The 18,983-nt window shown below is 43.7% G+C and carries 17 protein-coding genes; 1 reads left to right on the top strand and 16 read right to left on the bottom strand.

Annotated features, from left to right (window positions below):
• Positions 1–48: 48 nt before the first annotated feature.
• The 5 genes from tkt to BMX69_RS20190 all read right to left on the bottom strand — a co-directional run bounded on the left by tkt (position 49) and on the right by BMX69_RS20190 (position 6,514).
• The gene (gene tkt / locus BMX69_RS20210) at positions 49–2,028 is read right to left on the bottom strand and encodes a transketolase (protein ID WP_100043349.1); all 1,980 of its coding nucleotides are present in this window, start codon (positions 2,026–2,028) and stop codon (positions 49–51) included.
• The gene (locus BMX69_RS20205; protein ID WP_054791276.1) at positions 2,025–3,299 is read right to left on the bottom strand and encodes a DUF5711 family protein; all 1,275 of its coding nucleotides are present in this window, start codon (positions 3,297–3,299) and stop codon (positions 2,025–2,027) included. Before BMX69_RS20205 ends, tkt begins: the two co-directional genes overlap by 4 nt.
• A 73-nt stretch (positions 3,300–3,372) precedes the next feature.
• The gene (locus tag BMX69_RS20200) at positions 3,373–4,587 is read right to left on the bottom strand and encodes a LysM peptidoglycan-binding domain-containing protein (RefSeq protein WP_100043348.1); all 1,215 of its coding nucleotides are present in this window, start codon (positions 4,585–4,587) and stop codon (positions 3,373–3,375) included.
• A 62-nt stretch (positions 4,588–4,649) separates the two neighbouring features.
• A complete protein-coding gene (gene yyaC, locus BMX69_RS20195) occupies positions 4,650–5,249 on the bottom strand; it encodes a spore protease YyaC (protein ID WP_100043347.1) in 600 nt (199 codons plus the stop codon).
• A 173-nt stretch (positions 5,250–5,422) separates the two neighbouring features.
• Positions 5,423–6,514: a hypothetical protein gene (locus BMX69_RS20190; RefSeq protein WP_100043346.1), complete on the bottom strand. Its 1,092-nt coding sequence runs from the start codon at positions 6,512–6,514 to the stop codon at positions 5,423–5,425.
• Positions 6,515–6,683: 169 nt separating this feature from the next.
• Here BMX69_RS20190 and BMX69_RS20185 point away from each other — a divergent pair, with 169 nt between their 5' ends.
• Positions 6,684–6,950, top strand: a complete 267-nt coding sequence (locus BMX69_RS20185; protein WP_054791275.1) for a hypothetical protein — start codon at positions 6,684–6,686, stop codon at positions 6,948–6,950.
• Positions 6,951–7,054: 104 nt separating this feature from the next.
• Here BMX69_RS20185 and BMX69_RS20180 read toward each other — a convergent pair whose 3' ends face one another.
• From BMX69_RS20180 to BMX69_RS20135, 11 genes are all read right to left on the bottom strand, one after another.
• Positions 7,055–7,876, bottom strand: coding sequence for a glycosyltransferase family 8 protein (locus tag BMX69_RS20180; RefSeq protein WP_054791274.1), 822 nt, complete (start codon positions 7,874–7,876; stop codon positions 7,055–7,057).
• 19 nt (positions 7,877–7,895) lie between these two features.
• Positions 7,896–8,456, bottom strand: coding sequence for a CDP-alcohol phosphatidyltransferase family protein (locus tag BMX69_RS20175; protein ID WP_054791273.1), 561 nt, complete (start codon positions 8,454–8,456; stop codon positions 7,896–7,898).
• Between the two features lie 24 nt (positions 8,457–8,480).
• On the bottom strand, positions 8,481–8,924 hold the full coding sequence (locus tag BMX69_RS20170) for a MarR family winged helix-turn-helix transcriptional regulator (RefSeq protein WP_100043345.1): 444 nt from the start codon (positions 8,922–8,924) through the stop codon (positions 8,481–8,483).
• 48 nt (positions 8,925–8,972) lie between these two features.
• Positions 8,973–9,098 carry a hypothetical protein gene (locus BMX69_RS24960; RefSeq protein ID WP_278280699.1) on the bottom strand — a complete coding sequence of 42 codons (126 nt, stop codon included), beginning with the start codon at positions 9,096–9,098 and terminating at the stop codon, positions 8,973–8,975.
• Positions 9,086–10,081 (bottom strand): LacI family DNA-binding transcriptional regulator, encoded by a 996-nt coding sequence (locus tag BMX69_RS20165; protein WP_100043344.1) that lies wholly within the window; start codon positions 10,079–10,081, stop codon positions 9,086–9,088. Before BMX69_RS20165 ends, BMX69_RS24960 begins: the two co-directional genes overlap by 13 nt.
• A gap of 120 nt (positions 10,082–10,201) precedes the next feature.
• The gene (pgmB, locus tag BMX69_RS20160) at positions 10,202–10,843 is read right to left on the bottom strand and encodes a beta-phosphoglucomutase (protein ID WP_100043343.1); all 642 of its coding nucleotides are present in this window, start codon (positions 10,841–10,843) and stop codon (positions 10,202–10,204) included.
• Positions 10,844–10,853: 10 nt separating this feature from the next.
• Positions 10,854–11,714, bottom strand: a complete 861-nt coding sequence (locus tag BMX69_RS20155; RefSeq protein WP_100043342.1) for a DMT family transporter — start codon at positions 11,712–11,714, stop codon at positions 10,854–10,856.
• Positions 11,715–11,727: 13 nt separating this feature from the next.
• On the bottom strand, positions 11,728–14,049 hold the full coding sequence (locus BMX69_RS20150) for a glycoside hydrolase family 65 protein (protein ID WP_100043341.1): 2,322 nt from the start codon (positions 14,047–14,049) through the stop codon (positions 11,728–11,730).
• A gap of 24 nt (positions 14,050–14,073) precedes the next feature.
• Positions 14,074–17,064, bottom strand: coding sequence for a glycoside hydrolase family 2 TIM barrel-domain containing protein (locus BMX69_RS20145; RefSeq protein ID WP_100043340.1), 2,991 nt, complete (start codon positions 17,062–17,064; stop codon positions 14,074–14,076).
• A gap of 96 nt (positions 17,065–17,160) precedes the next feature.
• On the bottom strand, positions 17,161–17,982 hold the full coding sequence (locus tag BMX69_RS20140; RefSeq protein ID WP_100043339.1) for a carbohydrate ABC transporter permease: 822 nt from the start codon (positions 17,980–17,982) through the stop codon (positions 17,161–17,163).
• Positions 17,982–18,902, bottom strand: coding sequence for a carbohydrate ABC transporter permease (locus BMX69_RS20135; RefSeq protein WP_025230729.1), 921 nt, complete (start codon positions 18,900–18,902; stop codon positions 17,982–17,984). The genes BMX69_RS20140 and BMX69_RS20135 overlap by 1 nt, the downstream gene beginning before the upstream one ends.
• Positions 18,903–18,983 lie beyond the last annotated feature (81 nt).

The following is an 18,983-nucleotide window of genomic DNA, read 5'->3' as shown; positions in this document are numbered from 1 at the left end:
TTATTTACACTCCTTTTTTGCCTTTTGTACCGTAAGTCCGCAGTGGAGCTAGATGGACCTTGCAGCCTCTGCCACGTTTTCTGCTGTAAATCCGAAATGTTCAAATAAAAGATTTGCGGGGCCGCTGGCACCGAAGCCTTTCATGGTCACATACGTTCCGTCAAGGCCTACATATTTACCCCAGCCGAAATCACTTAATGCTTCTACTGCCACGCGCTTGCGAACTGCCTTTGGAAGGACAGACTCCTTATACTCCTCAGTCTGTTCCTCATACAGATCCATACAAGGCATGGAAACTACACGTACCTTTTTGTCGGTAAGAAGCTTCTTCGCATTGACTGCCAGCTCCACCTCAGAACCGCTTGCAATCAGAATGATCTCAGGTGTACCTTCACAGTCATCGATCACATAGCCTCCTTTTAAGGCTTCCTTGCTGCTTCCAGGCATAGGTGTTAAGTTCTGCCTTGTAAGAACAAGGGCAGTAGGGGTTTTTTTAGAGGTCAGTGCAGAATACCAGGCTGCTGCTGTCTCTGTCTCATCACAGGGACGGAACACATGGAAATTAGGCATTGCCCTTAACATGGCAAGCTGTTCAATCGGCTCATGGGTTGGTCCATCCTCTCCAACGCCGATGCTGTCATGGGTAAATACAAAGGTCAGCGGAACGCCCATTAACGAGGATAAGCGTGCCATTGGCTTTGTATAATCGCTGAACACGAAAAAGGTTGCTATATAGGTGCGAAGGCCTCCGTGAAGCATCATTCCGTTTCCGATAGCTGTCATACCAAGCTCTCTTACGCCAAAATGCAGGTTGCGGCCGCCGCCGTTATCCTTTGAAAAATCACCCATATCGGACATATTGGTTTTATTGGAAGGAGCCAGATCCGCAGAACCGCCGATTAAGTTTGGCATATAGGTCTTTAAACGGTTTAAAACCTGTCCGGATAAATTCCTGGTTGCATCTGCCTTTTCAGACCGTTTCCAGAAGTCTTCGCATTTTTCAATGGCTTTCTCACCTGCATCCGGGTCATGGTATGCATTCCAAAGTTCTTCCATATCAGGATACTCCTGGCAGTATGCAGCAAACATTACATTCCATGCTGCTTCTGTTTCTGCCTTATCCTCTGCGATCTTCTGATAATGGCTGTACACTTCTTCAGGAACATAGAATGGCTCCATGGAAGGCCAGCCTAAGTTTTCCTTCAGGGCTGTCACATTGTCTGCTCCCAGAGGTTCTCCGTGAGCACTGGCTTTCCCCTGCTTCGCAGGACAGCCATAACCGATCTGGGTTTTAATCGTAATAAAGGAGGGGTGTTCGGTATCTGCTTTCGCTTCTTCAATGGCTCGTCCAATGGCTTCCAAATCGTTTCCATCTTCAACGGTAATGGTCTGGAAATGGAAGGCTTCCATGCGCTTTTTCACATCCTCAGTAAATGCGATGTCAGTGCTTCCTTCAATGGAGATCTGATTGGAGTCATAAAGAACGATTAATTTTCCAAGGCCAAGGGTACCAGCCAGAGAAAATACCTCAGAGGAAATACCTTCCATCATGCATCCATCTCCGCCCAGTACATAGGTATAATGGTCAACAACCGGAAAATTCTCTTTGTTGAATACGGATGACAAATGTTTCTCGGCAATGGCCATACCAACTGCCATACCCATACCTGCGCCTAAAGGACCTGTGGTAGCTTCCACGCCTACGGTATGACCATACTCCGGATGTCCTGGAGTCTTGGAGCCATGCTGGCGGAAATTCATCACATCCTCTTTTGATAAATTCCCATAGCCAAATAAATGGAGCAGGGAATACAAAAGCATGGAACCATGGCCTCCGGATAAGATAAAGCGGTCTCTGTTGGCCCAGTCCGGATCTGCTGGATTGTGGTTCATATGGTTTGCCCATAATTCGTATGCTGCTGATGCGCAGCCTAAGGGAAGTCCCGGATGTCCGGAATTGGCTTTTTGGATGGCATCCGCTGATAGGACACGGATTGCATTGACTGACATGGTATCGATGTTGCTCATTGGTATTGTCCTCCTATTTGTAATCTTATTTCTTTCATGTTTTGGGTGCCGGTTACGATCAGAGTATTGGGGAACCTGCCGTTTCTAATCTTAGATATCGGAAAATCAAATGTCCCGGCAAACTTAAGCCTTCCGGACATGTTATAGACTCTGCAAGAATCTTCATTATACAAAATTACATGGTCCCCGTCAATATCCGCATGGGTGTACTGATATTGGAAACCTTTGGAAAACACAAGATTCCCATTGGGCTTGTACACATCCAGACGGTAGGGATTTTCTCCTTCCGGGTTGTTTACAATAAGCCCAACATATTTTTCCGAATAAAACACGCTCCTTATCTCCTCTTCCACGGCTACCTGCCGGATCAGCTCCGGAGAAAGCTCATTCTTAGTGGAGTAAAAAGATACGCTGTTGTCAGCAAAGGCACAGGAGTATGTATCGTCAAGGAACTGGACCTGGGCGACAAGGGAAGAATCATAAGGCTCATCAAAACCGCCCACCAGTCTGTCAGGAACGCTTTTGCCGATTTCCGCAAAATTGTGAAAAGCCACCCTGCCGTTTAACGTTCCGTTTTTCAAATATGCATAAGCACCGATCAGCTGGGTGCCATCAGGGGACAAGCTGATATCCACCGGATAACCAGAATCCCCTCCTAAAAGTGCCTTGATCTTTACATCAAGGGCGCTTCCATCCCGCTTAAAGAAATAAATATAATTTGATGTGGAGTCCTCCAGGATCGCGGCCACCACTCCGTAAGAGGACACCGTTGCCTTCACGACAGGAAGCACCGTAGTCGCTATACCAGTATTACCTGATTTATCAAAGATATAAATGGAATTTCCCTGCTGGTCCGCAATAGCCGCATAATTCCCGTTTACGCATGCCATGGGAGATTTCATTTCATAGCTTTGTATCCAGACTTCTTTCCCCTGGGAATCCAGATAGGAGGCTCCATCCTTGCTGTATTTTAATACATTGGAACCAAAGCTAAGATATCCCACATAGCTTCCCTCATTCATATCTTTACTCCAGGCTACGCCATACTGGGTGTACTGATAATGGGTAAAATACTCATAAACACCTATGGCTCCTGCTATAAACACCAAAAACAGCACCAGAGCGATCCTGATCCTTCTCTTTTTCACCCTGGTGAGGGCTTTTTTTATGATCTCCTGGCTGTCTGTGCCCTCCTGAGGAGAAGATGAAACAATCTGCCGCCGAAGCTGGTTTTTTTTAATCTCTCGATTCATAGAGTTCCTGTCAATCATGCTCTTTTCTCCCAAAAATGCCCATATATACTGGTAGTATACATCATTTCAGGAAGAAACGCATTATATTTTTCTATGGAAGAAGTAATTTCTGGCCGGCTACAATTTTATTTTCATCATCCAGACCGTTAAGCTCACAGATTTCTTTTAATTTATTTACCGTATGGTATTCGGCTATACAGATACCGTAAAGAGTTTCTCCCTCCTGTACCACATGAACCCGCGGAGTGTTCTCTGCAGCTGCCTCTGTTTCCTGGACTGCTGGCTGAGTCGCTGCCTGAGTCGGCGCCTGTGTCGCCGCCGGAGTCTCCTGGGGCATCGTTTCTGCTGCTTTGCTCTCCGCCATGGTCTCCGCCTGGGATTGTTCCGGCATAGTTTCAGACATGGTCTCCTTACTTACTGCAGTGGTAGGATAAACGCCTCCCTCTGCCTCTTCCACAATTACCTTGGATTCGCCGTTACCTCCTTTTTCCGTGCCTTTTTTCCCAATCAAAATCTGTTCCGCCTTGGCCGGAATGGCCGATGCGATCACACTTTCCATACTCCGCATCCGTTCATAGTTGTTAAACATAACAATTCCGCCAGCTAATATGACGATTGACATGGCCATACACATGCCCCGGAGAAGCCCTACCGTCTGATGCCGGTCCGTAACTTCCACCTTATGCTCGTCCATCCGCTTGCGGAATTCTTCGATTACCTTATCATTTGTATCGGTTTCGATACGTTTTACATCCTTTCGCAGTACCATATAGTCCTGCATCATCTGATTTCGCTCATAATAAATGCTGTATCCTTTAAGCTTGTAAAATCCATCCTCCGAAGTTATGTAAACTGTTTCGTCTCCATCCGCTCCATTGCTTAAATACATCAGCCTGTTGGGTCCCCCAAAATACTGAATATGCTGTTTCCAATAATTGATGGGACTTAAATCATCTCCCGGCCTGCCGCACAAAAACCAGCCCTGGATGGACCGCTTTGGAAAAAGCTGCTCCATATTCCGATAGGCCCTTTTCCAGGACAGCTCCGAAAACACCACCCGGCCTCCTGCCTCCGTCACATCCTCCATTTCCAAAGCACCGTCAATGAAGATATATGGCGTTCCGTCATTGAATTCCATGCCGCCTAACAGAAGACCAACCCGGAGTTCTTGTCCACCCGCAGGATACAGACGTTTCAAATACGTATTTACATAATCTTCCATATACAATTTTACAATCTGATCCCTTTCCCCGATCTGCCTTATATTCTTCGGCAGCTTCGGGAACGGATTATATAATTCACCCATTGGCTCACCTCGCTATTCTTTTTAATCCAATGAATCATAGCATGAAACGGGTGAAAATCGTGTCAAAGCAGGGCAGTGTTTTCCCATAACTTTTCGACAAGATAAATACTATAGCTGATGCAGTCAGCCATGCGCATAACAACGGAAAGCCGGATGCTCTGCAGCATCAGAGGGTCATAATTACCGCAGCTCCCTACGATCCCGGTAATAAAAATATCTCCTACGGCCCGAAGCTCCTTACTGACACCAAGGCCTGGCTTTAACGCTCCTTTTCCCAGTGTTACATAGCCGATATGCTCCAAGCTTCCGACAGAAGCATCCACTGCCACCACCACGTGATTCGGATAGCGAAGCTTTAAAATGGTCTGGTAAGTCTCCAGATTCATGGCATGGACCGGACGTTCCAGTGTCCCCAGAATTTCTAAATATTCCAGCTCCTTTTCCTTCAGCTTGTAGCCAATGAGCGGTCCAAGACTGTCTCCCGTAGAGCGGTCGGTTCCAATGCACAAAAACAGCACTCCCGCCACCTTTCCGTTTTCCTGCTCCATACGTATCATGTCGTAAAGCCTGGAAGCAAACTCCTCTGCCTGGAATACCTGCTTTGTATCATAATAAAAAACGTCCCGGTTTCCGCGGATCGCAATTCTTTCCCATAATTTCATAATATCCTGCCTTGCTGTCCATATTTTCTCTGTTCTATTATAAGCCGCCATTTATGGAATTATTCATTTACAGGGACAGGAAATATCATTGGGAAATTGCCTTCATAGAGGTAATTATATTAAAAAAGGTGCCGGAAAAAGGCAGACAAACCCTTTCATCCCGCACCTTGATTTTATTCTTTAAGACTCTTATAAAGAGTTTTTGCTTCACTGATGGAGGAAGCCTTGCCCATCCGGATCATATCTGCCAGTTCGTCAAGCCTTTCCGGAACCATAAATTCTTTTCCAATATAGGACGCATAGTTATCATTGATAAACAGGGTCTGCTCCTTTACCCTGATTTCCGCCTCATTGGCATTCGCTGCTGCCGCTTCATATTCTTCCTCAAGCTTTGCAATCTTATCCCTGCTGTTGCCGGCGATCTCATCGGACAGGATGGTCTTTGTCACCTTATCAAAGGTATTTAAGGCTTCCCGCTTCTTATCGGCAATATTGGATAAGTCCTGATCGATCCGGGCGATCTCGTCATCATATTTCTCCAGATTGTATACTGCTTCATCACGGTCTTTTTTTATAGAATGGACGATAACCTTGATCTTTCGTTTGTTGGACTTAATAAGGTCTCTGATGGACCTTCCTTTTCTTAATGCACTCTGATGCCTCACCTTGGTAAGATTATTGATGAGGATGTAAAGGCCCCCAAAAAACAAAATGGCCGCAAAGTAAATCCCCATAAGATAAAAAGGAGATTTCTCCGGAAGCAACAGATAGATCCCGCAGGGGATTGCAAGAAAGAACAAGAAAATATTAAAAAGCAGCACAAGGAACTCAGAAAATCCCCTGGGAAGATACAGAGCATAATACCAGCCGCTTTTACAAAGGCCAGGAACCCGGTCCTGCTGGAAAACTGACTTCATCTGCAGCATTAACTCCCGGTTGTTTGCCTTAAGCTCTGCCGTCTCCTCTTCGATCCGTTCCCTGACTCCCTGGGTTTTTGCCTTCTCCCGCTTCCCTCTCATCCGTTTTAAGCGGTCCTGTTCCCTTGCTATTTCCTTGTCATAGGTGTCGTTTATTTCCTCGATCCGTTTCTTCACCGTAAGGCTGATGGCATCTGTCACAGCCTTCCTTTCTGCATCCAGTTCCTTCTCCAGACGTTTCTCCTCCAGCCGGAACTTTTCCAATAAACTCCTGCTTGCAGATAGCTCCTGAACGGCCCTGCAGGCCTCTCCAAGAAAACCAACCTGATCTGTTATGGGTTGCGCCATCTTAAGTCTTCCTCCTTCGGTTTTTCCTACAAAGATTCTATCATATTTTTCATTGTTTTACAATGTCCGCCATTTTCCTTCTTGCCTTTTTCTGTGCAATAATGCTATAATCGTTGCATCATAAAAGCAACTGATGGCATCCCCTTATTTTAGAAAGGAAAATTCGTTTATGTTTCGCATGTGGGCAAAATTAATGAAAGATACCAGGATCATGAAAGACACCGTCATCTGCATCTCCGACTACAGCCTTTCCAGAACTACTATGGTCTTTCAGGCGCTTGACGATATCTGCCTCCAGTTCGATCTTGGAAAACCTATGTGGCTTGATGCTACCATCCATGAATTTCAAAGACATTCCAAGGCCCGGTTTACCCAGGATAATTTTATAGAGCACATTGATTTTGATTTTCTGGAAATTCAGGTCATAGAAGAATAAGCGAAAGAAGTGTTCGTACACCATACGGCATAGTCAGTTTTGACTATGCCGTTTTGCTGTTGTATTCTCTGGTATCATGCCGCAACACCTGCTGATTCAAACTGCTATCTGGCGGCAGCCTGCATATAATGCTTATACAGAGACCCAAAGCGATGGGAATAGGATGCTGCCCAGGGTTTTCTTTTTCCGCAGAAATGAAGAACCGCCGTCTTCTGCATTACCCATTCCAGATTAATAATGCCGCCGCTTCTTATGAGGTAATTAGAGTAATACCTGGCATCATAGTTCCATATGGCATCGTCCACCTGCATGGTCTGCTGTCCATACAGGAAATTAAAAACATCCTGATCCGGGAGCAGAAGGTCCGATTCGTGTTCGCTGACACACTTAAAAATAGCATCTGTCTTGACAAGCTCCCTGGCCTTTTCTAAATCCATCAACAAAACACCGGTATTGTAATAGTCATGCTCGGTACCCAGCCTTACACGATTGATATCATTCATTATCTCCGTAATTCCGGTATGGGACGCGGCGGCAAAGGCACACCCTTTAAGTTCCACATCCCACAATGGGCGAAGGGGATTAATCACAAGGATATCCGGATCAAGATAAAGAACCTTTTCCAAGGACTCAGGAAGAAGATGGGGAGCCAGCAAGCGGTAATACATCTCCTGAGGGTACCTTTTTGAAATGGGGGCATTCTGGAAGATTGCACGGTCTACCTGCAGTGGAGTTAAGGGTACACAGCGCAAGCTGCAGTATTCTTCCAGGGCTTGAAGCTCCTCCTGGGGGATCGCGCTATGCAGCAGCCATACATGTACGGTTTCCCGAGGATTATTAGCAAGCAGAGACACTAACATGGTTTGAAACGGTTTTATATAGTTTTTATCAAAGGTCACAAGCAGATTGATTGTGTCATTATGCATGATTCTTCTCCTTTCTTTGCTAAGTTTTGTTTGTATTCTTCAATGCCGCTATATTGCGGATTCCGTAAAGAACAAGAGAAACAAACATCATAAGGATGCAAATTACAATAAGCATATCCGATAATATCCTGGGAATGTCATTCCATATCACATGAAGGATCATCATGGCATAAAGCAGAATCGTTGCTGCTTTACCATGCCAATTTGCCCCAAAAACCTGCCCCGTGTTCCGGATCACCAAAAAGCCTGTGATTCCTGCAAATATCTCTTTCAGAATCAGAAGAACAAGCGGTGCCATCATTAAGGGGAAGCGGGTGACAAGGCAAAAGAGCATCGCCCCCTGGGTCAGCTTATCAGCAATCGGGTCCAATACCTTACCCAAATTGCTGATCATTTGAAAACGTCTTGCAATAAAACCATCTACAACATCTGTCAGGCCAGACAGGATCAGAAGGCCTCCTGTCCTTAAATAATCCTGTTTTACGTAGTATAGCCAGACAAGAAGCGGTATCATGCATATGCGTAAAGCGGAAAGCATATTTGGGATTGTCAGGATCCTATTTTGAGGTTCTCGATTCATAATTCTCCTTTCTGCTTGTTTTCATTACTCTTTATTTATTTCTTCACGCAAAAGGGTAATATACTTCCCCATCAATGCGATGAATGTCTTAAGCTCCTGCTCCGGCATCTTTTCGATGACTCTCGTTTCTGCTTCATATATATGCAGTACCCTGTTTTCACCAAACGCTTTTCCTGCTTCGGTAAGACGGATGATTTTCCGGTTGCGCGTTCCAGGAACTGTTTCCAGGAATACATAGCCTTTTTTTGTTAAATTTGCGATTACGGAGTTGACAGTCTGTTTCGGCAAAGACCATATATCACAGATGTCTTGCTGGGAATACTCACCTCCCCAAACAAGAAGGGCATACCATACCCAAAGTTCACTGTCAGAAATTCCGTATCTTATAGCAGCGCTGTGATAGATGGCTGCAAGTTCCTTTTCCTGTTGGTTTAAAATTCCTTGTTGCTTTTTGATCGGTTCATTCATTCCAGAATCTCCTCTATCATAAAGTATCCGATATCGGACACTTAAAGGTTAATCTGAAATCAGATACTTGTCAAGCAGATTTATAAAATCCACAAAAAATGCTGTTCCTCCCGCACAAACGCGAAGAAACAGCATCTTGATAGAGCCGGCAGCCCTTAATTCTAACCTTTCCATTTACTGACACTTCCCCGAACCATCAATTTTGTAGGTAAGGAAATATGCATACTGATCTCACGCCCGGAATATATCCGTTCCGCCAGTATACTTACTGCCTGAGAACCCATAAAATCCATATAAATATGAACGGTCGTAAGAGGAGGAATCAAATATTTAGCAATGGAGATATCATTAAATCCAATTATGCTGATATCCTCCGGAATACAAAGCCCTGCCTCCTGTATGGCTTTATAACAACCAACGGCTAAAGAATCGTTTGCTGTAAAGATAGCGCTTGGCCTTTCTTCCATAGCCAAAAGTTCCTTTCCGAGCCTATATCCATGCTTGGGAGTATAGCCGCCTATCTTAATATATTCCTCATTTAGAATCCCTCTCTCTTCCATGAAAGAACGATAAATAGGAACCCTTAAATCCACCACTTCTTTCCCATCCACATCCACATCACGGCCTCCAATAAATGCGATCTTTTTGTGGCCTTCCTGTAAAAAATAACTGAGCACCTTCTTTACAGAGTGTCTTAAATCTGTTACCACGGAATCAAACAAATCCAAGTCACCCAATGCATCCACAAAAACAGCCGGCTTATGAAAGGATTTCACCTTGTTTACCATGGATTCACTAAAGGTCCCAAGGCAGATCAATCCGTCCAGATTCGATGTGCTTTCCACAGAATCCCCTAAATTGACCGGAAACTTTTTAAACCCTTCCTCTTCTAATTTCCTCTCTATTGCAATACGTACAGATAGATAAAAGGTATCTTCTAATTCCTCTTCCAGGGAATAGGATGATATCATGCCAAGCTTTAATTTCTTTTTATACTTCTTCTTGTCCCGCATCTGATATTCTAATCGTTCTGCGGCCTCAAACACTCTTTGTTTCGTCTCGTCCTGTACATTTAACGTGTCATCAAAATTAAGGACACGAGATACGGTCGCAGCAGAAACGCCTGCCATTTCAGCTATTTCTTTAATTGTTGCCACTATTTTTTCCTTCCTCGCTTCTTATATTGTCCTCATTTTATCATATCTGATTTTGTGCCGCAACTATCATCATATGTCTGTCACAATATCAAATTTGTTACAGTCCGGCGTTGTGATCCATCAAGGTTCTACGATTTTAAGCAGATCAGAGAATGTATTTAATTGATAGGTTGCAATATTGCAGGATATCCCATCTCCAATTGCCCCGCAGTCCATATTTCCGGCTTTGGCAGCCTCTAATCCGGCTTTGGCATCTTCTACCACAAGGCAGCCTTTCGGGTCCTCTGAAAGGAACCTGGCTGCTTTTAGAAACACTTCCGGGTCAGGTTTGGAATTAATAATATTATTTCCGTCAGAAATAGCATCAAAATACCCAAAAAGGCCAATACGCTCTAAGATGAATCCTGCATTCTTACTGGAAGATCCAATGCCAAGCTTCAGCCCTTTTAAGCGGAGGGCATTAAGTGTTGCCTTTACTTCCCCGGAAAGATCCTTCGGGCTCATATGCTTCAATAACTCCTTATAGATTTCATTTTTCTTTTCTGCCAGAAACGTCTTTTCTTCCTGGTTTAAGTTCCCGTGATAATTCTCCAAAATGATCTCAAGACTTTCCATGCGGCTGATTCCCCGCAACCGGTTATTGATTTCTTCATCAAAATAAACGCCAAGTTCTTCTGCGACCTGTTTCCATGCCTGATAATGGTATCTGTCCGTATGACAGATCACCCCATCCAAATCAAAAATAACTGCCTTATATTTCATAAGGAACCTCCTATTCTACCTGCCCGGCTTCTGAAAGGTTTGATATTACAACTGCTCCTAAGATGATCAAGCTGCCCGCCAACATGCGGGGGGTGACAATTTCCCCAAGAATCAGAATAGAAAACAATGTTCCAAATACGGATTCCAGGGACAGAATAATAGCCGCTTTTGTTTCATCTACATATTTCTGGCTTGCTGTCTGAAGCAGGTAGCATACCGTTGTGCTGATCACTCCTAAATAAAGAACACTTAATATTCCTTTCCCGGTCACATGAAACTGTGTCTCTCCAAAAGCAATTAAGCTGATGAAGGATAAAAAGAATGCGGTTATCATCTGAATAAAGTTCAATACAGTCGCACGGTATTTCTTTACATATTCACTTGTAAGAAATATTTGAAATGCAAACCCAACAGCGCAGATAAGAGTCAGCCCGTCCCCAAGGCCTAAGGAAAAATTTCGGTCTAATGACAGAAGGGCCACACCTGCTATGGACATCACTGCCCCGGCGATCCCTCTTGCTCCTATTTTCTTTCTTAAGATCAGAAATGAAATAAACGGAACGATCACCACATTTAACGCTGTTAAAAATGCATTTTTAGAGGGTGTGGTGTATTGAAGCCCCACAATCTGAAATGCAAATCCGGCAAAGAGGGCGAGACCCATGAGCCCCCCTGCCTTTACTTCTGATTTTGTGATTCCTTTTAAGGAACGTATGCTGATCAGCCCCATTAAAATAGTGCCTAATAGAAAACGGACCGCCATAATCTGAAATGGTCTCATACTCTCCAGAGCCATATCGCTGGCAACAAAGCCGCCGCCCCATATGATGGTTACTAAGATAAGCCCCCCGATTGCAAGCCTTTTTTTCATGTACATGCCCTCTCTATTCCCTGGATGCCTTTATGATCTGCCCATTTACCTTTACATTAAGGGCTTCCCCGTCCAGTACCTTCACTAAGACGCTGTTATCCCTGCTGATGGTGATCTTTAACCAGGAATTCCGATAGTGGAGGCTAAAGTCCAGCCCCTCCCATTCCTTTGGCATGTGAGGGCGAACAGTCAGCATACCGTCTTCCCCAATGGAAACCCCGGCAAATCCAAATACCACGGTCTGCCATACGCCTCCGGTATTTGCAGCGTGAATCCCTTCCCTCGTGTTTTTCTGTAAGTTCAGCAAATCCAGGAAAGCGGCTCTTTTCAGATACCGGTACGCCTTGGAATCGTCTCCTACCTTTAATCCCATAACAGAGTAAATGCTTGGGCTTAAAGAAGATCCATGAAGGGTACGTTTTTCATAATACTCGTAATTTTGACCTATCTCATCTTCCGAAAATTCTTCTCCCATTAAGTGAAGAAGCATGACCACATCCGCCTGCTTAATAATCTGTGTCTGTCTTGCCTTCTTGGTCTTAAAGGCTTCCGGACGAATCGGCCAGTCATTTTCATCGTATTTTTCAATCACCACATCATCCAGCTTAAAGTAACCTTCAAACTGCTCTAAAAGGCTCGTGCCTTCTTTTCTCGGAAGGTACATCTTTTCCTGGACGATCTCCCAATTTTTGATTTCTCCGTCCGTTAACCCTGTTTTCCGGATTATCGTATCATAATCTTTGGCATGCTCTTTCTTAAGGGTGTCAATTAAGGCAATCACATAGCGCAGATTCCATTTCGCCAGATAATTGGTATAGAGATTGTTATTTACCGGTTCATGCCATTCATCAGGGCCGGTTACCTGGTTAATCTCATAGCAGTCCTTTTCTGCGACATATTCACACCGGCTGGCCCAAAACCTTGCTGTTTCTGTTAAAATCTCCACTCCCTGGTTCAGTAAAAAATCGATGTCTCTGGTTATTTTCACATAATTATAAATGCCATAAGCAACTGCCGCCGTCACGTGATGCTCATAAACGGCTACATAACAGCGGTAACAGGAACCATCCGGCTCAATGGTCCAGTCAGGGCACTGCTCTGTGCCGTCATCCGCAGATTCCCATGGATATTGTGCTCCTTTATAGCCGTTTTTCCTGGCATTTTCCCTTGCTGCATCCAGCAAATGATACCGGTAAGATTCCAGATTTCTTGCCGTTTTAGGGAAAACGTATGCAAAAAAGGGAAGCATGAAAATTTCCGTATCCCAAAAGGCATGGCCGCCGTATTCTTCGCCGGAAAGGAGCTTTGCGCCCACATTGACTCTGGCATCTCTCTCATTGCCCGTGCTCATTAAATGGAAAATATTGAAACGGACTGCCCGGTCCAGCTCAAAGTCACCTTCAATACGGATATCCGCGGCTTTCCACATCTCCTCATAAACCGCCCTATGGGCTGCCAGCTCTTCTTCAAAACCTATTTCTAAAAATCCATCTATTTCATCTTTTACCGACCCATGAAGTGCATATCTGGCTGCATCACGTTCTGTATACATGGATACATATTTTATGATTTCTACTGTTTCCCCTTCCATGGCATCAAAATCACCAAACTCCACCCCTTGTTCCCCAAAGGCGTGGAACATCCGGTTTTTCAGAATTCCCTTGCCATTTTTATAGGCTTCGATCCGGCATCCGGATCCTACATGAAGGTGATCATCCCTGGTCGCCACTTCCATATAAATACCATCTTTATCCAGCGCATCATTTGCTGTCATATATGTATGTTTTACTTTAAAGCGGGGGGCATCATGGAAGTTAATTATCGTACCGTCAATGATATTTTCCACTTCTATGATTCCGCTGTAATTTAACGGTGTGACATACAGTTTGATTCCCATGCGATGTACATTGGCACGGCTCACAAACCGGATTCCTTCCACCAGGGTTTCTCTTCCCTTTTTATCCCGCAATATATAACTTTTTGCAAGAAGGGCCTGTTTCATATCAAGGGCTCTGGAAAACTTTAGAATCTGGCAGTTTTCTATTCCAATCAGCTCTTTTTCAATATAAAGCTTTATCCCAAGCCAATTGGGAAGTGCAGCAAGTTCCCTCATAAAGGTTTCTGATTTATCAAATACGCCATTAATATATAAATATGGGAGGGTTATTTTCCCGCCTTCTTCATAACTTCCCCTGATTCCCAGATACCCATTGGATAAACTGAATAAACTTTCAAATTTCAAATTTTCTTCCGGTTCATATTCCTGCTGCAGAATCATCCAGTCATCGGAGCTTAGCAACTCTTTTAATTTCCCTGAAAATCTCTCTTTTATCATTCTTCGACTGCTCCTTTACCCTTCCTAGTCCAAATAACGCTTCTTTGCTTCCTTCTTTATTTCCCCGTCATCAACTACCTGTAGCACAAATGCCATAGAAAAATCTTGAAGCTTACCTTTAAATTCTTCCATTTGCTCCTCACCGCAGCTATTGCTTCCAAGTCCGGACTGTAAATAATCCAAATGGATTTCAACATGGTCTGCCCGTTGTATCTGGAATGGGTGTTTTGCCTCTTCCAGGCTTTCATCTGTATAATTTGCCAGATTCAGTCCCAAAGGCGCTTCCATTTTACATAACAGGCTCTTATTCCCATCTCCTATTCCAAACCATTTTACTTCTTCCCTATGACCATTTTCCTGGGGGAATACATAGCTGGTTCCCATTTCATCCACAGAGCTGGAATAAATCCTCCTTGTGCTGGCGGCTTTGCTGTCTGAATAGTTTTCACCGGGTCCAAGGCCATACCACACGGCCTTTTGCAGGGACTGATTCCCCTTCATGACCACACCGATTCTGGGCAGGAAAGAAGGTTCCAGTTTTCCTCTCTGAATGGCCTTACCCTGTAAATTCACCTTAACCTGACCGCAGGAATAGATGGTATATTCATAGTCACATTCAAAGCCCCAGGACTGATTTACGCATCCAAAATATTTTCCAATCGAAACAACCACTTTATCCGCCCCTGTTTCATAGGTAAAATATTCTGTCTGCTCACTGGATTTCTGAATAAAGTATTTATTCAGCCAATCCTCTTTTTTATACATGTCATTATCAATGGTGGCACGGTATACGCTCACCACCGGACCTTCGCTTAAATATTCCTGATCTTCTGCCGCAACAGACAGCAGTTTCCCAAATATTTTATGGAATGTTACCATGACTGACCCATTCCCAACCTTGAGGATATCCGCTGTTTCAGATACTTCCAATGGTTCACCTTTGGGACGTTCCTCCAGTACATCGCAACGTATATCCAACGGAAACTGTACTTTTGAAATTTCATGGCCGGCTTTTGCAAAGTTCGTATCCTGTTTCTGGCAGACCGTAATATTCAGATAGTAATCGGTATTTGCTTCTGCTATGAATGGAAGAAAAGGTATGGTTACTTTCTCAGCTTCATGAGGAAGGGCCGTCATATGGGAAATGCATCCTTCCTGAATGATATGTTCTTCTGTCTGGATCTCCCAACGTAAAGAAACATGGCCCAAAGTCAGGAAGTCATAATAGTTTCTTACAAGAATCTCCCGTCCTGCACCTATTCTTGTCACTTCCACCGGAGCAATGACCTGTTTGTATTCCAGCATGGCAGGGGATGGGGTTCTATCCGGCATTAGCAGCCCATCGATGCAGAAATTCCCGTTAGTGGGAAAATCCCCGTAATTCCCCCCATAGCGGTAGTAAGTCTCATTTTCTTCTTCGGTAAGTATTCCATGGTCATACCATTCCCACAAAAAGCCGCCTTGAAGCCGTTTATATTTACGGTACATTTCCTGATATGCCTTTAATCCGCCCGGTCCATTTCCCATTGCGTGACCATATTCACACATCACGTGGGGTTTATTTCCTTTAAAATCTGATTCTCCGATCTCTTTCAGCCTTTTCAGCCTTGTGTACATGGTAGAATACACGTCGGTCACTTCTGCTTCATAATCTCCCTCATAGTGGAGCAGCCTGGAAGCATCCAGTTCTTTTACTGCCTTGGCGGCACTTCTGAAATTACAGCCAAAGCTGGATTCATTTCCCATGGACCACATGATAATGCATGGATGATTCCTATCCCGCTTTACCATGCGCACGCTTCTGTCCACATAGGCTTCCTTCCAGGATGGGTCATTTGTAATCCAGTCATACCGCTCTACCCATTCAAATCCATGGCATTCTAAATCTGCTTCATCAATCACATAGAGCCCATATTCATCGCATAAATCATACAGATATCCATTGGCAGGATAGTGGGAACAGCGCAGTGCATTGATATTATACTGTTTCATAAGCAGGATATCTGCTTTCATCTGTTCCTGCGTGACACAGCGCCCTTCTTTGGGATGGAAGTCATGATGATTCACACCATTTAACAGAATCACCTGATTATTTACCGTAAAGTTATTATCTTTTATTTCAATCTTTCGAAATCCAACACGTACCACAACTTCATGCTTACCTGCAGATACTGTCAGTTCATATAAATTAGGGGTTTCTGCCGTCCAAAGCTCTGCACCGGGAATGGTCTCTTTTATGTGTGTCTTTCCCTCTTTTGTCTGAAAGGTGCCGCCGGTAACTGCCTTTCCATCTCTCTCTAATTTCCATGTACCATCACAAATTTCCTGCTTTGTGGTAATATCTGCTCTTAAGATCCCATTTTTATAAGAGCTGTCCAAATCTCCATCCGCGGTACAATCAAAAACACCATCTTTCGGTTCATTGATTAATTCCACATCACGATAAATCCCGGAAAGCCACCACATATCCTGGTCTTCCAAATACGTTCCATCCGACCATTTGTAGACCCGTACTGTAATGTCATTTTCCCCTTCCTGGATATAGGCTGTAATATCGAATTCACTTGGAAGGCGGCTAACCTTGCTGTATCCTGCATGTATTCCATTGATCCATACATCAAATGCACTGTCCACACCGTGGAATTTTAATATGGTATCATTCTGAATCCACTCCCTGTTGATGTGGACTGTTTTTTTATAAATTCCTGTGGGATTTTCTGAAGGTACAAAAGGCGGATTGATCGGAAACAAATATAACACATCCGTATAGTGCATCCGGTCATATCCTCTTAACTGCCAAACAGAAGGCACATCAATCATATCCCAATCTGTTTCTGTTCCTTTGTTCATAAATCCTTCCGGGGACAGTTCCGGCGCTTCCAAATAGAGGAATTTCCACTCTCCGTTTAAATTAATTCTGGAAGCAGAATCTTTATAAAATTCTGTACGGGCTTCCCTTCTTCCAATATGTCCCTGCGCCTGGTCTTCCCATCTCTTTTTTGTTCGCCTTATCATCTTTGTTTCTCCTCTATGTGTTTGTGTCAAAAAATATATAGCCGGGAAGAAAACAGTGCATCTATGCACATGAAATACTTAACCCGGCTGCTCTTTCTATTTAATAGAACCACTTGTCCCTTCTACAATATACTTTTGCGCAATAATGAATATAATAATTGGCGGGATAATCATAATGATTGTAATACAAAGCATAGGGATAATCCGTGTGCTGTGAACTCCCTTAAAGGTTGCAAGACCTAAAGCAAGTGTATATTTGCTTCTGTCATGAAGAAAGATCAATGGCCCAAGATAATCATTCCACACCGTAATCATATTTAAGACGCCTACTAGAATGAGGGAAGGCTTTAAGATCGGCATGAAAATCTTCCAATAAATCTGAAATGCATTGGCACCGTCAATTCGCGCCGCCTCTTCAAAGTCCTTTGGAACCCCCATTAAGAACTGCCTCATTAAGAAAATATAGTAGGCCGAGCCAAACCATGCCGGCACAACCAGCGGTTTTAAAGTATTAATCCAGCCAAATAAATTAAATTCCATATATTGAGGAATCATGGTAACATCCCATGGAATCATCATAGTAGAAAGCAAAATCATAAATAACAGGTTTTTTCCTTTAAATTCAAACCTTGCAAAACCATATGCCACCAAGGAACAGGAAAGGATCTGCCCTGCAGTCGTCATAACCGTTATGATAATTGAATTTTTTAAGTATGTACCAAAGGGCTGTGATTCCCATGCGTTTTTAAAGTTTTCAAACAGCCATTTAGAAGGAAATAGCCGGGGCGGGTAGGCAATGGCTTCTGCTTCCGTCTTAAAGGCAGTAAAAAACATATAAATAAAAGGTGCCAGAAAGTAAACTGCAACAGCAGTCAGAAGGGTATAGATAATCACTTTTGACTTCATGGACATTTTCATTATTTTTTACCTCCCCTTTTTTTCTTTCCATTCTTTGCTTCCGTTTCATAGAATACCCATGTAGAAGAAGACTTAAAGATCAGTGCCGTCAGAATTAAGATAATAATAAACATCACCCAAGCATTGGCGCTTGCATAGCCCAGCTTATGGTGCTTAAACGCATTGTTATAGGTATACAGCCCATAGAAATAGGTGGATTTTAACGGTCCGCCTCCGGTCAGCAGCATTACCAGCGTCACCTGCTGGAAAGAGCTGATAACAGAAGTGATTAAATTAAACAAAATGGTAGGTGTAATAATCGGCAGCGTAATACTAAAAAACTGTCTTGCCGGACTGGCTCCGTCTAAAGATGATGCTTCATATAAATCAATTGATATATTCTTAATATCCGTGTAGAAAATAAGCATCATCGTTCCTACGCCAAAAGCACTGGCCAAAACAACTGCAAACAGCGCCCAGGCAGGGTCTACCAGCCACCTGGGGCCTGTAATCCCCAGTAAGGATAATAAATAATTCAATACGCCATAGTCCCCATTTAAAATCCAGCCCCAGATAATCGATACCGCAACACCGGAAATAACTGCCGGTATATAGAAAATCGTACGGTACATTTTAACGCCGGTTACCGGCTGTGTGATTAACATTGCGAGGAACAGCGCAATCGCCATATTAAGCGGTACAAAAATTGCTGCATACTTCAAGCTGATTGTCAGGGACTTCCAGAACTGAGTATCTTTTGTGAACATCTCAGTATAATTACCGAACCCCTTAAATACCGGATCAGACGTCAATGGCCAGTCAAAAAAGCTCATGCCCAGGGACAGAATAAGCGGTCCGATTGTAAATACTAAAAACCCAATAATCCACGGAGTAATGAAGAAATATGGAGTTGCATTCCTTATAAACTTTTTTTGCTTCATAGCGATTCTCCCATTAAGCTGATTCTTTTTCGTAGCCCCTTAGAGGAATCTGGCTATCTGGCAGCGATTCACCAGACCGCC

The organism is Lacrimispora sphenoides JCM 1415 (genome assembly GCF_900105615.1).
Taxonomy (GTDB): Bacteria; Bacillota; Clostridia; order Lachnospirales; family Lachnospiraceae; genus Lacrimispora; species Lacrimispora sphenoides.
The sequence above is the reverse complement of the archived record's forward strand: the minus strand, read 5'-3'. Positions and strand labels throughout refer to the sequence as shown.